14 protein-coding genes are annotated in these 15,564 nt (G+C 33.8%); 11 read left to right on the top strand and 3 right to left on the bottom strand.

Annotation, left to right across the window (positions count from 1 at the left end):
• Positions 1–119 precede the first annotated feature (119 nt).
• Positions 120–881 carry a phosphatase PAP2 family protein gene (locus HNP35_RS22585; RefSeq protein WP_184167560.1) on the top strand — a complete coding sequence of 254 codons (762 nt, stop codon included), beginning with the start codon at positions 120–122 and terminating at the stop codon, positions 879–881.
• 91 nt (positions 882–972) lie between these two features.
• Here the strand turns inward: HNP35_RS22585 and HNP35_RS22580 are convergent, their stop codons facing one another.
• Entirely contained in the window at positions 973–1,746 is a 774-nt protein-coding gene (locus HNP35_RS22580; protein ID WP_111422340.1) for an XRE family transcriptional regulator, read from the bottom strand.
• Positions 1,747–1,833: 87 nt separating this feature from the next.
• On the opposite strand from HNP35_RS22580, the gene dinB reads away from it, so the two are divergent.
• From dinB to HNP35_RS22550, 6 genes are all read left to right on the top strand, one after another.
• Positions 1,834–3,015, top strand: a complete 1,182-nt coding sequence (dinB, locus tag HNP35_RS22575; protein WP_184167576.1) for a DNA polymerase IV — start codon at positions 1,834–1,836, stop codon at positions 3,013–3,015.
• Entirely contained in the window at positions 3,015–6,068 is a 3,054-nt protein-coding gene (locus tag HNP35_RS22570) for a DNA polymerase III subunit alpha (RefSeq protein ID WP_184167579.1), read from the top strand. The genes dinB and HNP35_RS22570 overlap by 1 nt, the downstream gene beginning before the upstream one ends.
• Positions 6,069–6,166: 98 nt before the next feature.
• Positions 6,167–7,546, top strand: a complete 1,380-nt coding sequence (locus HNP35_RS22565) for an exonuclease domain-containing protein (RefSeq protein ID WP_184167582.1) — start codon at positions 6,167–6,169, stop codon at positions 7,544–7,546.
• A 41-nt stretch (positions 7,547–7,587) separates the two neighbouring features.
• Positions 7,588–8,214, top strand: coding sequence for an alpha-ketoglutarate-dependent dioxygenase AlkB family protein (locus HNP35_RS22560; protein ID WP_184167585.1), 627 nt, complete (start codon positions 7,588–7,590; stop codon positions 8,212–8,214).
• A gap of 157 nt (positions 8,215–8,371) precedes the next feature.
• Positions 8,372–8,833, top strand: coding sequence for a DUF1810 domain-containing protein (locus HNP35_RS22555; RefSeq protein ID WP_184167588.1), 462 nt, complete (start codon positions 8,372–8,374; stop codon positions 8,831–8,833).
• A gap of 160 nt (positions 8,834–8,993) precedes the next feature.
• The gene (locus HNP35_RS22550; RefSeq protein WP_184167591.1) at positions 8,994–9,404 is read left to right on the top strand and encodes an MFS transporter; all 411 of its coding nucleotides are present in this window, start codon (positions 8,994–8,996) and stop codon (positions 9,402–9,404) included.
• Positions 9,405–9,483: 79 nt separating this feature from the next.
• Here the strand turns inward: HNP35_RS22550 and HNP35_RS22545 are convergent, their stop codons facing one another.
• Positions 9,484–10,896 carry an APC family permease gene (locus tag HNP35_RS22545; protein ID WP_184167593.1) on the bottom strand — a complete coding sequence of 471 codons (1,413 nt, stop codon included), beginning with the start codon at positions 10,894–10,896 and terminating at the stop codon, positions 9,484–9,486.
• Positions 10,897–11,119: 223 nt separating this feature from the next.
• On the opposite strand from HNP35_RS22545, the gene HNP35_RS22540 reads away from it, so the two are divergent.
• The 4 genes from HNP35_RS22540 (at position 11,120) to HNP35_RS22525 (ending at position 14,329) form a co-directional block, all read left to right on the top strand.
• The gene (locus HNP35_RS22540; RefSeq protein WP_184167596.1) at positions 11,120–11,464 is read left to right on the top strand and encodes a hypothetical protein; all 345 of its coding nucleotides are present in this window, start codon (positions 11,120–11,122) and stop codon (positions 11,462–11,464) included.
• 29 nt (positions 11,465–11,493) lie between these two features.
• Positions 11,494–12,252: a methyltransferase domain-containing protein gene (locus HNP35_RS22535; protein WP_184167599.1), complete on the top strand. Its 759-nt coding sequence runs from the start codon at positions 11,494–11,496 to the stop codon at positions 12,250–12,252.
• 279 nt (positions 12,253–12,531) lie between these two features.
• On the top strand, positions 12,532–13,956 hold the full coding sequence (locus HNP35_RS22530; protein WP_184167602.1) for a sensor histidine kinase: 1,425 nt from the start codon (positions 12,532–12,534) through the stop codon (positions 13,954–13,956).
• Entirely contained in the window at positions 13,946–14,329 is a 384-nt protein-coding gene (locus HNP35_RS22525; protein WP_184167605.1) for a response regulator, read from the top strand. The genes HNP35_RS22530 and HNP35_RS22525 overlap by 11 nt, the downstream gene beginning before the upstream one ends.
• A gap of 7 nt (positions 14,330–14,336) precedes the next feature.
• Here the strand turns inward: HNP35_RS22525 and HNP35_RS22520 are convergent, their stop codons facing one another.
• Positions 14,337–15,470, bottom strand: a complete 1,134-nt coding sequence (locus HNP35_RS22520) for a peptidoglycan endopeptidase (protein WP_246453651.1) — start codon at positions 15,468–15,470, stop codon at positions 14,337–14,339.
• Positions 15,471–15,564: the final 94 nt, after the last annotated feature.

Raw genomic sequence — 15,564 nt, 5'->3', positions numbered from 1 at the left:
ATCTTAATTCAATTACCCTATTTAAAACCAACAAATTAAAGTTCGCTTAAGGTTCAATTAAGACCAAAATACCTGCTTTGAACATTCGTTACTATTGCAAAATATAAACGACAAAAACAATGTTCCACAAAACGGTTTCTCTGGTATTTCTATTCGGATTATTTTCTGCGAATGCACAGCAAAATGATTCGATCACAAAAATTGACAGCACTTCACATCCATTAAAATTCAATTACAAGCAATTAATTATTCCATCCGTTTTGATTGGTTATGGTGTAATTGGTTTAGAAAGTGATCAGCTTTTGAGTTTCAATCACCAAATTAAAGACGAAGTTACTGAAGACATTGACGAGAAAATTACGATTGATGATTTCTCTCAATATGCGCCTGCGGCATCTGTTTATGCGCTAAATGCTTTTGGCGTAAAAGGCAAAAATAATATGCGCGATCGTTCTGTAATACTCGTGACTTCGTATGCAATTATGGCAACAACGGTTTTAGGCCTAAAATCGATTTCACATGTTGAAAGACCTGATGGAAGTTCGAACAACTCTTTCCCTTCTGGACATACTGCAACTGCATTTATGGGCGCCGAATTTTTATATCAGGAATATAAAGACAAATCCATTTGGTATGGAATTGCAGGTTATGCCGTCGCAACAGGAACAGGATTATTTAGAATCTACAATAATCGTCATTGGTTAACTGATGTCGCTGCTGGAGCGGGAATCGGAATTTTGAGTACCAAAATCGCTTATTGGATTAATCCTTATATAACTAAAAAGTTATTCAAATCGTCGTCTGAAAATAAATCGACTTCTATGATAATGCCTTTTTATAATGGACAGCAATATGGATTGGGATTTGCGAAGATCTTTTAGTTTTTATTGCCGCAAAGGCGCTAAGACACAAAGTTTTTTTAAGTTTTTTTGAATAGCTTTGTGTCTTAGCACCTTTGTGGCAAAACCCTTTTTACGTATTAGAAGTATTATTCTTAATCTCTCGAACTTCACGCTTCAATTCTAAAAGCAAATCTTTCATTGCTCCAGTTTCTGTAGTTTCTTGTTTTTTATCCGAACGGCCGATGTTGCATTCATATTCCCAAATCTCGAGAATATCAGATGCTTTCACTTCGTAATTCGGGTAAAAACTATTGTCGGATTCTAAAACCAAGGCGTTCTTTTTATTTTTATTGAGACGTTTGTAGACCATTCCTTCATTCTTAGTAATAAGAATATACGTTTTACCATCCATCACCTCTCCCAGTTTTTCCACATAACGGCCAATAATAATAGAACCATCTTCATGTGGAGGCATTGAATCGCCTTCAACAGGAAATCCGCGGTGTTTTCCAGGACCTAAAAAAGGAAGCGTAATCTGCTGTAAACTTTCAATATATTCTGGATCAGCATATCCGTTTAGGTAACCTGCTTTTGCTTTTTGAGATACAATTTCGATATAATTTTCTCCAAAACTATCCACCTGAATAGGTAAAATAAGTCGGTTGCCTTCCAGTTTGATCAAATTTTGCACATCGATTTTACGAATATCGACAGATAATATCAAGTCAATACTCATATGAAAATATAATGCAATCTTCTTTAGAATATCATACGGTGCTTCCGAAGTTCCGTCTTCGTATTTCACGTATCTTCCTCTGGTAATACTAAGGTTTTCAGCTAATTTCTCCTGTGATATTTTATGCTTAACCCTTAATGCTCTGATGTTGTCTGAAAATAAGGACATAATAAATTTGTTATAATTTGGAACAGCAAATATACAAAAAATGTTATCATCTGTACTAATTTTGTTTCATACAAAAACAAAAGGAAAATGGCACGGGCGATTGTACATATGGATTTGGATACCTTTTTTGTATCCTGCGAAAGACGCACCAACTCAGAACTCAACGGAATTCCGCTTATTATAGGAGGTGGAGATCGAGGCGTTGTGGCATCTTGTTCTTATGAAGCCCGAAAATATGGAGTTCGTTCTGCGATGCCAATTCGTATGGCATTAAAACTTTGTCCTGACGCAAAAGTGATGAAAGGCGACATGGAATTGTATTCGCAATTGTCTCATGATGTTACCGAAATTCTTCAGGAAAAAGCGCCTGTTTTAGAAAAAGCCAGCATTGATGAATTCTATATGGACATTACCGGAATGGATAAATTTCACGGAAGTTATAAATGGACAAATGAATTAGCTGAAAAAGTGATTAAAGAAACCGGATTACCGATTAGTTTTTCTTTATCTATAAATAAAACTGTTTCAAAAATTGCCACTGGAGAAGGCAAACCTGTCGGAAACCTTGAAATTCCAGAACATAAAGTACAAACTTTTTTAAATCCGCTTTCGATTCAAAAAATACCAATGGTTGGGGCTGTCACTTTCCAGCTTTTATCCCGAATTGGCGTTCGTAAAATTCAGACTTTAGCAGAAATGCCTGCCGAAGTTCTACAACAAATGATTGGTAAAAACGGTCTGGAACTCTGGAAAAAAGCACACGGAATTGACCACACGCCTGTTGAACCTTATACAGAAAGAAAATCAATTTCGACCGAAACTACTTTTTCGCAAGACACTATTGATCTTGCCAAACTGAGAAGAATATTATTAGGAATGGTCGAAAAACTGGCTTTTCAGCTTCGTGCAGAACAATGGCTTACTTCAACTGTTACGGTTAAAATACGTTATGCCAATTTTGATACCGAAACCAAACAATGCAGAGTAGCTTACACCTCTGCGGATCATGTGCTAACGAAAAATGTAATAGAACTTTTTGAGAAAGTGTATCAGCGTCGTATGCGTTTGCGTTTGATTGGTGTTCGCTTTAGCGGATTGGTACGCGGAACGTATCAAATTGATCTTTTTGAAGATACTCAGGAAATGCTGTCACTTTATGAAGCGATGGATAAAATGAAAAGCCGTTACGGTTTTGATGCCGTAATGCGTTGTGCCGGAGCGCACTTTAAACCAAATAATAAAGACGAAATTTTAAAAAGAAAAAAATAATGTATCTCAATTGTCATTCATACCATTCACTACGTTACGGCACGATTCCGCTTAAGGAATTGATTGCCGAAGCTGTTTTGCATGATATTAAAGCAATGGCGCTGACAGATATAAATACAGTTACAGGAATTTACGATTTTATAAAAGCCTGTAAAGAAAAAGAAATCAAGCCTTTGGTTGGCATGGAATTTCGATTTAATCATGAATTCCGATATATTGGCTTGGCACAAAATGCAGAAGGTTTAGCTGAAATGAATCGTTTTTTAACAGAATATAATTTCAGCGGAGAAACTTTGCCTTTGCGTGCTCCTAAATTTGAATCGGTTTTTGTGATTTATACTTTAGAAAATGCTCCTGAAACGCTTTTTAAAAATGAATTTATCGGAGTTCGTCCTGAAGAAGTTTCTGGACTTCTGACTTCAAAACATAAAAATAAAATCTCCAAAATGGTCATTTTACAGCCTGTAACTTTTAGAAGTAAAAAAGAATACAATCTGCATAAAGTGCTTCGTGCTATTGATACGAATATTATTTTATCGAAACTTACAGAAGTTGATTATTGTAGAGTTTCTGATGTTATGAAACCTGAAGAATCTCTTCTTCCTTTCTATGAAAAATACCCTGAAATCATTGTGAATACACAGCGTATAATTGACGATTGTAATTTTCAATATGATTTTTCGGCCAAAAGAAATAAAAAATTCTATACTCGAAACCGTAAGGAAGATTTAGAAAAACTGACCGAATTGGCTTGGGAAGGATTCGAAAAACGTTACGGAAACGATAATTTGGAAGCCAAAGCTCGTGTAGAAAAAGAATTGAAAGTTATTGATGAACTAGAATTCAGCGGTTATTTTTTAATTACTTGGGATATCATCCAATACAGCAATAGTAAAGGTTTTATGCACATTGGTCGCGGAAGCGGTGCCAACAGCATTATCGCTTATTGCCTCGGAATTACCGATATCTGCCCAATCGAATTGGATTTGTATTTTGAACGTTTCCTAAACCTCAACCGAAAAACACCACCGGATTTTGATATCGATTGGAGCTGGCAGGAACGCAACACAATTTTAGAATATATCTTCGAAAAATATGGCAAAGATCATGTTGCTTTTTGCGGTACCAACGTTGAATTTAAATACCGTTCTATTTTCAGAGAAGTCGGAAAAGTTTTTGGTCTTCCAAAAGAAGAATTAGATCTTTTGGCAAAAAATCCAGAAGAACTTCATCCAACCAATAAAATTGTAAAATTGGTTCAGGAATACGGACAAATGATGGGGAAATATCCAAATCAACGAAGCATGCATGCCTGCGGAATTTTGATTTCTGAAGAACCAATTACGAATTACACACCTCTGGAAATGCCTCCAAAAGGTTTTCCAATCGTACTTTTTGATATGCATATTGCCGAAGAAATTGGTTTTGACAAATTTGATATTTTAAGTCAGCGTGGTATCGGACATATTGATGACAGCATAAAACTGATTGCAAAAAACCGAGGCATAAAAGTGAATATTCGCGATACTTCGATTTCTAAGGATGAAGCGGTTTGCAATTCTTATTTGGCAAAAGGACATACGATTGGCTGTTTTTATATCGAAAGTCCCGCTATGCGTGGTTTACTTCGTCGTTTAAATTGTGATAATTATAAAATTTTGGTCGCCGCGTCGTCTATCATTCGTCCCGGAGTAGCACAATCGGGAATGATGAAAGAATATATTTTTCGTCATAATAACCCAACGCAGTTTGAGTATTTTCATGAGGTATTCAGAGAACATCTTGGAGAAACTTACGGTATTATGGTTTATCAAGAAGATGTTATTAAAATCGCCCAACATTACGGCGGACTTCCCGCTCCTGACGGAGATATCCTTCGTCGCGCCATGTCGGGAAAAGGAAGATCTCTGGAAGCTTTGCAAAAAGTAAAAGATAATTTCTTTGCCAGCTGCGCTCAAAAAGGACATCCGTTGCAGTTGAGTCAGGAAATTTACCGTCAGATTGAATCGTTTGCGGGCTATTCTTTCTGCAAAGCGCACTCGGCTTCTTATGCGGTTGAAAGTTATCAGAGTTTGTATCTGAAAGTCAATTATCCTGTTGAATTTATGACAGCGGTAATCAACAATCAGGGTGGGTTTTACAGAACCGAAGTTTATGTACACGAAGCGCGGATGTCTGGCGGAACGATTCATAATCCGTGTGTCAATAAAAGCGAATATCAAACCACTTTGTATGGAACTGATATTTATCTTGGTTTTATGCACATTCAGAGCTTGGAATCTAAAATTGCTCATTTGATTGAAGAAGATCGAAATAAAAATGGTGATTTTAATTCTCTGGAAGATTTTATCAATCGAATTCCAATTGGAATTGAAGGCGTTAAAACATTGATTTTTATTGATGCTTTTCGTTTTACAGGAAAAACCAAAAATCAGCTTTTGGTAACGGCCAGTCTGCTGTTGAATAATTTTAAGCCTGAAAATAGAGATTTAAAATTACTGCAGGAACCCGTTAAAGAATACAAACTTCCAACATTGGAACGTTCTGTTTTTGAAGATGCTTTTGACGAAATTGAGCTTTTGAGTTTTCCTGTTTCCTGTACTGTTTTTGATCTTTTACAAACCAAACATCGCGGTGATGTTATGGCGAAAGATTTGGTTCAATATCATAAAAAACAAGTTAGAATGCTGGCGTATTTGATTTCCAGAAAACACGTTCCAACAAAAAAAGGAACGATGTATTTTGGAACCTGGATCGATCATGAAGGCACTTATTTTGATACGGCTCATTTTCCGGATAGTTTAGAAAAACATCCATTTCAGGGCGGAGGCTGTTATTTGTTGTTAGGAAATGTCGAAGTCGATTATCATTTTCCAACTATTACGATAACCAAAATGGCCAAAATGCCTTTTATTCCAGATCCGCGTTATATGGATGCTAAAGATCAATACAGAACTCAAAACCAGATTAAAGAAGATATAAGCCTTACACATAGAAAACCTTATCCATCAGGACATGAAATTAATCTGCCTAGACACCGAATGAAGTTTTAGTGTTCAGTCGCAGTCTCAGTTTTCAGTCTCGGTGGTTTCTGAAAACTGAGACTGGAAACTTAAAAAAATAACTAAAGAAGAACTTACGTTATATAAAGATGAAAAATACGGAATATGCTATAGTAGATATTGAAACCACAGGCGGAAATGCCAGTGGAAGTCGCATTACTGAAATTGCGATCATTATTCATGATGGTAAAAATGTACTGGATCGTTATGAAACACTTGTAAATCCTCAACAGGACATCCCTCCTTCTATTTTTGGATTAACAGGTATTAATAACGAAATGGTTGCCAATGCACCAATCTTTGATGATATTTCTGAGAAAGTTCTCGAAATGCTGACCGATCGTATTTTCGTCGCTCATAATGTAAACTTCGATTATTCGTTTGTGCATCATCAATTGGAACAGGCTGGTTTTAAATGGTCGGCTAAAAAGCTTTGTACCGTTCGCGCTGCGCGAAAAATCAAACCGGGATTGGGTTCTTACAGTTTAGGAAATCTTTGCAACTCTTTAAATATTGGTTTAGAAAACCGACATCGTGCCGGCGGAGATGCCGATGCTACTGCTCTGCTTTTTTCTCTTTTAATGGAATGGGACGATGCAGGAGAAATCGAAAAAATGATCAAAAAAACGGCGCAAGATCAACGCCTTCCGCCGAATCTTCCGCCAGATGATTTCAATAATTTACCTGACAAACCTGGTGTATATTATTTTTATAATCAGGCAAAAAAAGTGATTTATGTCGGGAAAGCGATTAATTTGAAGAAACGTGTGGCTTCGCATTTCAGCGGAAATAATATCAATCCGCAGAGACAGCACTTTTTAAGGGATATTCACGGAATCTCTTTTGAAGTCTGCGCTACCGAATTAATGGCGCTTCTTTTAGAATGTACTGAAATCAAAAAACTATGGCCAACTTACAATAGAGCCTTAAAACGTTTTGAAGCTAAATTTGGCATTTATCAATACGAGGCCCGAAATGGTTATAAATACCTTGCCATTGGGAAAGTGAGTAAATTTCAGGTCTGTTTGCATGAATTCAGCAGTTTATATGAAGGCACTAATATTCTAAGAAGTTTGGCTGAACGATTTGAAATTGATCATCGTTTCTGTAAATATACAAGACCTGAAGAAGGAGAATTTTTCCAGAATAATAATCCACAAAGTCTGCCCGATGTTATCATGCATAATGCCCAAGTCGATAATGCTATTGATTATTTGTTAAACAACAGACCTTCTTTTGCCATTATTGACAAAGGAAAATCAAAAGAAGAACGGAGCTGTGTCTGGATCGAAAACGGTCATTTTTATGGAATGGGTTATCTTCCTTCCGATATTTCGATTCACGAAGCTTCGGAAGTAAAAAATTATGTTACGCCTTATAAAAGCAATCAATACATAGAGCAATTGATTTTTTCTTATGCAGAAAAACATCCACGAAAAGTATTCTTCAAAAAGCAATTTTTAGATTAAAATCAAATTTGAGAAAAATAGAGCTGTAAAAAATCCAAATTATGACACTATTTAGCGATACCGAATTATTTACGACCGGACACGCAGGTAAAAAAATATTTGATCTTCCGGACTGCGAACTGATTCTGATTGATAATTTTTTCAGTAAAGAAGAATCGGATTCTTTTTACGAAAGAATAATGCGTAAAACCAAATGGAGAGAATACGAAATGGAAGTTTATGATAAAACCTATACTGTTCCCAGAATGATTGCCTGGTATGAAGATAAAGACAATGCAGGTGCAGATCCAAACGGACCTGACTGGACGTACGAATTATTAAAAATCAGAAGTCGTGTGGAGAAAGAAACACAGCTTGATTTTAATAGCTTACTGTTAAATTTATACAGAAATGGAAAAGACGGCGTTGGGTGGCACAGTGATAGAGAAGACAAATCTGGTAAAGACCCGATTATAGCTTCTGTTACTTTTGGAGAAACGAGAATGTTTAAACTTCGTCATAAATTCAGGAAAGATATTCCGTTAGTTGAGATTCCGCTTCATCATGGTTCTTTTCTACTAATGGCGGGGACTACGAATAGTTTTTGGCAGCATCATGTACCTAAAACGGCACGCAAAGTTTTACCCAGAATAAATTTAACTTTTAGGCAAACGCAACGTAATACGTAAGTCATTAGGAACTAAAAACTAGCTGATTTATTAGCTCAATATTCACGAGGAAAATTCTGTCGAAAAAAGTTAAAATACTGATTGTATGAACGTTTTATTAGGCTGAACCCTCCTTTTTTACTATTTTTGCAACCTTTTTAAAAAATACAATACCATAATGGCTTATTCTAACAATGATTTAGCACGCTTCTTAGATGCGCAAAACAAACTTTATCTTACCGCTCTTTCTGAAATCGGAAAAGGGAAAAAAGAGACACATTGGATGTGGTTTATTTTTCCTCAAATTAAAGGTTTAGGGAAAAGCGACACTGCAAATCTATATGCCATTAATGATTTAAAAGAAGCTTCAGATTATTTAGAGCATCCAATTCTTGGAAAACATTTAATCGAAATTTCGGAGCTTTTATTGACTTTTAAAAGAAAATCGGCTGATGGAATTTTTGGAGATTTAGATGCTAGAAAATTGCGTTCATGCATGACTTTATTTTCATTGGTAGAAAATGCAAATCCGATATTTCAGGAAATTTTAGAAGCTTTCTTCTCTGGAGAGAAAGATCCATTGACTTTGTCTATTATTAATTCAACTATAAAATCATCAACTGAGCCAGCTGTCGCTTAACACGATAACGCTCTTTGTGATTGTTACATCAAAAGGCACTGCTTAATTGTGGTGCCTTTTTTATTGCATTTTTTATAAATTCATTCTTTAGAAGAAATTCTTTATTTTAAAAGAATTAGTCCTAACTTGCATCTATTCAACCTCAAATCTAAACCACATTATGACCGAAAAAATCAAAACATTACAAATTATCCATTTTGCTGTATGCGCAGGAACGATTATGGCTTACTTTTTTGTCGGCGAAATTTCTCTCGAAAAGCTTAAAATTCCTTCCATTAGCACGCTTTCAATTATTTATACTTTAGTTCCAATTTTGGCATATATTATTAGCTCTTTTTTATTTCGATCACAAATCAAACAAATTGATCCTAAACTAAAGTTAGAAGATAAACTCCCGCTTTATCAAGCCGCTTCTATCATGCGATGGGCTATTCTGGAAGGTGCCGCTTTTATACTTTTATTTCTAAAACCAGATTATATTTTATTCGGAATTCTGATTATCGTTTATCTTATATTTTTAAGACCAACCGAAGAAAGAATTAAAAATGATTTATCAGACAATAATTTCTAAATCATATTATCATAAAAAAAGCGTCTTGATAGCTACAAGACGCTTTTTTTATAAATTCAGTTTTTCAACTTAAGAAACATTAATTTTCTTTCGGTTTGGTTAAATAATAAACTGGAATTCCGGTTAACATAATCAACACTCCCCACCCACAAGTTGAAAATTTTGTAATCAATAACGAAATACAAATTGCGGTTGCAACAATAATGTAAAGCATTGGCAAAAACGGATATCCAAAAGCTTTATAAGGTCTTTCGGCATCGGGCATTTTTTTTCGTAAAATAAAAATTCCATAAATTGTCAAGATGTAGAAAATCAAGACGATAATAATTACGAAATCTAGTAAATCTCCATATTTTCCTGTAAGACATAAAGCCGAAGCCCAAATACATTGCGCCCAAAGCGCCCATGCAGGCACACTAGACTCATTTAAAACAGCCGCTTTTTTGAAAAATAAACCATCTTTTGCCATAGTATAATAAACTCGAGCACCGGCCATAATTAATCCGTTATTACAAGCAAACGTCGAAATCATAATCATGATTGCTATAATAAGCGTTCCAATATTTCCAAAAATATATTGAGATGCAACAACCGCCACACGATCAGATTTTGCTGTAGCGATTTCATCCAAAGGAATTACAGCCAAATACATAATATTCGTTAATACATAAATGATTGTCACGATAAAAGTTCCGAGAAACAAACTCAAACCAACATTTCGCTGCGGATTCTTAATTTCTCCCGCAATAAAAGTAACACCATTCCAGGCATCGCTAGAGAATAAAGATCCGACCATCGCAGCCGAAATTCCCGTAATCAAAGCTGTACCTCCAATTGGCATCCAATTTCCGCTTTCTGTATCAAAAGCACGAGTACTCCAAACATCTGCCCAGTTCGCATCCCAAACAGAAGCTTTTGCAGCCAATGTTAGTCCGAAAACAATCAATCCGAGCAATGATAATATTTTGATGATGGTCAAAACGGTTTGTAAAATCTTTCCGTTTTTCACACCGCGGCTATTGATATAAGACAATAAAATTATTGTAAAAATAGAAACCAATTGCGCGGCATTGAGTTTAAAAAAGCCAATTTCATACAGAATATTTTCATCGCTTAAAGGCTCATATAAATAAGCTGCAAATTTAGCAAACGCCACTCCAACAGCGGCAATTGTTCCAGTTTGTATAACAGCAAAAAAGCTCCATCCGTAAAGGAAAGCAATAAGTTTATTGTATGCTTCTTTGAGATAAACATACTGTCCTCCAGCTTTTGGAAACATAGAACTTAATTCGCCATAACTTACGGCGGCAATAACAGTTATTAATCCTGAAATCAGCCAAATTAGCGTGAGCCATCCAGCAGATCCTACTCTTCTCGCGATATCGGCACTTACTATAAATATTCCAGATCCTATCATCGAACCTACAACAAGCATGGTTCCGTCTAATAATCCGAGTTCTCTTTTAAAATGTTCTTGGTCGTTTTCTTGCATTTTTATTGGTTTTGGGTTGGTTAAAGATATACTTTTTTTGGAAATACTAATCTTTCAATCCTAAATTCACAATTATTTTGGGCTTGTCACTTACGGGAATCTATTTTTACAAAAGCATATTGAAGAATTCATTTCAAGAATAAAGTTTTATTCAATGTAATTGCATAATTTTATTACAGAATTTTCAGATAAAATTAATTTCATTTTTAAAACTTCAAATCCTATGCAAAAAATCAATTTTGTTCTTCTATTCTTATTTGCTGCGGTTCATATTTCTGCTCAAGATATTAAAGGTGACTGGAAAGGACTACTCAAGGTTCCTGGTGCAGAATTAAATCTCGTTGTGCATATCACAAAATCAGAAAATACCTTAACTGCCACTTTAGACAGCCACGATCAAAAAGCTTTTGGAATACCAGTAACTTCTACTACTTTTGAAAATTCAACACTAAAATTTACTGTTGAAAATCTAAAAATTGAATACGAAGGAATCCTTGATAAAAATCAAATTATTACTGGAACCTTCAAACAAATGGGGCAATCTTTTCCTTTAATTTTTAAACGTTAAAGTTTTATACTTTAAATAAAACAATAGCTATGACTTGGGATCCAAAAAAATATGATGAATTTAAAACTGAGCGTTCTAAACCCTTTGATGATTTAGTAAGCCATATTGTTGTTGAGCCAAATCTAAAAATTATTGATTTAGGATGTGGAACTGGTGAACTCACCAAAAGACTTTATGATAAACTTTCCAATTCAAGCGTTTTAGGAATAGACAATTCGGCTGAAATGTTAGCAAAAGCTCCAACTGCAAAAAACCTAACTTTTAGAGAGTTAACGATTTTGGAACAATTAAAAGACGAAACCAAATGGGACGTTATTTTTTCGAATGCCGCTTTGCAATGGATTGATAATCATGGCGAGCTTTTTCCAAAAATTATTTCTCGTCTAAATCCTGGAGGTCAATTGGCTGTTCAAATGCCTCAGCAAAATGAAAACATTTTGAACAGAATACTTTTAAACCTAGTTCAGGAAGAACCTTTTGCTTCATACTTAAACAATTGGACGCGTCCTTCTCCTGTTTTAACGTTAGATGAATATGCCAAAATATTTTTTGAAAACGGAGGAAAAGATCTCGTAATCTATGAAAAAGTTTATCCTCAGATTTCGAAATCAGAAAATGACTTTTTTGATTTCATTTCTGGTTCAGCTCTTACTGTTTACGAAGAGCGTCTAAATAAAGAGCAATTCGAAAAATTATCGATAGAATTTAAGAGCAGAATCAATAAATATTTTCCTGTTGTACCTTCAATTTATGCCTTCAGAAGATTGATTCTTTATGCAAGATTTTAGTTAAATTTATTAGCATATTAAAAAAAAGACACTCAACATTTACTTTATGATAGTTTAAACAAAAAACATACTTTTCAAAAATAACTTCTTTTTTTTGAAAAATACATAAGGTTATTTTTACTACATTTGAAAAAAACATTCTAATAACATTTAAATAATCTTAAAATCTTTAACAAGTGTTTAATTAAAAACATAAAACAATCTTTCCCCAAAAGTTGGTTTACAAATTAATCAAATACGCAAAAGGCACTTTATCATTAACCTACTAATTTTAAATTTATGTCTAAGTTGCAAGCTTTAAAAAACTTTCGTTTTCCGAATGTTTTTGTCCTTATATTGATCATTTTTATTTCCTGTGCTTTACTAATTTGCATCAACTTCTTCACCATTAAAATATTATCTGCAAACAGAGCTTATATAAATGGAGAATCTCATTATTCTAAAAGCCAGAAAGACGCATCTAGACACCTCATCACTTATTTATATACCAAAAATCCGAATCAATGGAAATTATATTGCGAAGAACTAAAAGTTCCTCAAGGCGATGGCATTGCTCGAATTACTCTTTTAAAAGCTGGAGATAATAATATTGCAAGAAAAGGCCTCCTTACCGGACGAAATCATGAAGATGATTTAAATGATATTATTTGGCTTTTTGACAATTTTAAAGAAGTTTCTTTTTTATCGAAAGCAATAGACGAATGGGGAAAAGGAGATAAATTAATTTTTGAACTATTTATAATTGGTGAACAGATAAACGCCAAAATCAATCGTAATCTTTTAACAGCGCTAGATCAAAAACAATTTTTAAAAGAAATTAGTTCCATTAGCGACAGATTAACCATTAACGAAAGAAACTTTTCTAATCTTTTAGGAGAAGGAACTAGAAAAATAAAAGATTTGCTAATCTTTACAAACGTCTTTTTTATTTTAGTCATCATTTGCAGCGTCTGCATGTATTATTCTATAATGGTAAAAAGACTTCTTATTTCAAAAAAAGAAACCGAAGCAAAAAATGAAAATTTGATAGTTGTTAATCGTGAATTAGACCGTTTTGTCTACAGCGCCTCTCACGATTTGAGATCTCCCATAACTTCTCTAAAAGGACTTATTGAAATTACATCTTTAGAAGATGATGTTAGTCAGATTCGGAATTATCTCCAAATGATGCATCATAGTTTAGCAAGACAAGATCAGTTTATTAGCGATATTATTGATTATTCTAAAAATAAAAGAAAAGAAGTAATCATGGAACCAGTAAGCCTAAAAGAATTGTTTAATGAAGCTATTCTCCAATTGATGCATATTGAAAATGCCAACAGAATTAAATTTACCCAAGAACATTTAGTTGATGAAATTGAAAGTGATGGACTTCGTTTAAAAATCATTATTAACAATTTGATTTCAAACGCTATTAAATATTCTGATGCAAGCAAACAAGAAATGTTTATTTCTATAAAAACCTATTTTAGCGATGGTTTAAATAAAATTGAAGTTTCAGACAACGGAATCGGAATTAACGATAAAGACAAAGAAAATATATTTGAAATGTACTTTGGAACAAACAAAAATAAAGGATCAGGATTGGGACTTTATATTGTAAAAGAAGCCGTTGAAAACATCAAAGGTGAAATTTCTGTGTTTTCAGAAAGTAACGTTGGAAGTAAATTTATTGTAACAATACCACATATACATGCAATCTAAATCGGAATTTATACTAATAGAAGATAATTTAATAGACCAATTTATAACTAAAAAACTGCTAAAGAAAGGATTAAATGTTAGTCCGTTATTTATTGCTAATAATGGTAAAGAAGGTATTGACTGGCTTCTTAAAAATCCAAATCATGCTTCGTTAATTATCTTTTTAGATATTCAGATGCCAATTATGAATGGATTTGAATTTTTAGATGAATTTGATAGACTTGCAGAAAAAATAAACAGCAAAGTGGAAATTTTTGTTCTTTCTTCAACTCTGGACACAGATGAAATTAGAAAAGCAAAAGAAAATAAATATGTTACAGATTTTTGGAGCAAACCTTTTTGCTTAGATACATTAAAAAATACTTTTCTTTAATGCTTATTTATTCTAAAACTCTATTTACTTGAGAAAAAGCTCTTGTATAGTAAGGCTCTTTTGTAGAAGAAATCATTACGCCACCATGAGTAGAAGAATGTACAAATTTGATTTCACCATCGACAACCTCAACAATCATCCCAACATGATTAATATGGCGTCTTCCATTGGTTCTGAAGAAAATCAAATCACCTTTTTGAGCTTCTTCTGTAGCTACTTTTGTTCCTATACGAGATTGTTCAATTGAGCTTCTTGGAAGTTTAATATCAAAATTATTAAAGGTACAAATCATTAAACCTGAACAATCGAAACCTGCTTTTGTTGTTCCGCCCGAACGATATCGAATTCCGATATTTTCTGTTGCATTTGCAATAAGCTGATCTATAAGTTCAGAATGACTTCCGGTTGCCATTTTTACGAATGTAGAATCTCTTTTAATTTCAGCCGTTTCTGCAATTTGAACGGGCGAACTTATTGCTGCATTTTGTGATTCTTCAATTGCTTTAGTTGCTTGAATAGCATCTGCTTTTTCTTTTGGAACTCGAATTTTCAGAAGATATCCAACAGGAACTTTTCCTTTAATCGATGGATTCTGGCGCTCTAATTCTGCAACTGTTATCCCATATTCTCTAGAAATACCATATTTCGTTTCTTTAGCTTTGACTTCTCTATAAAGTTCAACATCTTTAGAAGCAATTTCTTGTATTACTGGCTTTTCGTCTGATAGTGAATTGAGCGAAGGAATAACTATTTTTTGACCGATTTTTAAACCTTCCGTTTCCAATAAGGGATTGGCTTTCTTCAATTCATCAACTGTTACATTGTATTTTTTTGAAATTCCCCAAAGTGTTTCTTTTGACAGAACTTCGTGAGAACCCGAAGTATTATTTACAATTGCTTGAGATTTTGGTTCTGCTTTAGCTTCAGATTTATTTTTACTTTTAGCTACTTCTTTATTTTTAGTAGGAATTAAAAGAATAGAATTTAATTTTAAAATTTTAGGAGCATTTGGATTGGCATCATTAATATCTTTGACTTTAACTCCATATTTTTTAGCAATAATAGAAAGATTTTCACCTTGCGAAATTTTGTGTTTGGTAAAATTGTCTTGTGCAAAAGCACCAACACTAAAAAAAATCATTACTATTATTAATCTAAAAACCATATTTACTATTTAAGTTAGTATTTCTTATTTTTAAGTTTCCTTACAGAATTAAACTTAAAAGTTACAAATA

The organism is Flavobacterium notoginsengisoli, from assembly GCF_014207905.1.
GTDB lineage: Bacteria > Bacteroidota > Bacteroidia > Flavobacteriales > Flavobacteriaceae > Flavobacterium > Flavobacterium notoginsengisoli_A.
This window is presented reverse-complemented; position numbering and strand designations above follow the sequence as displayed.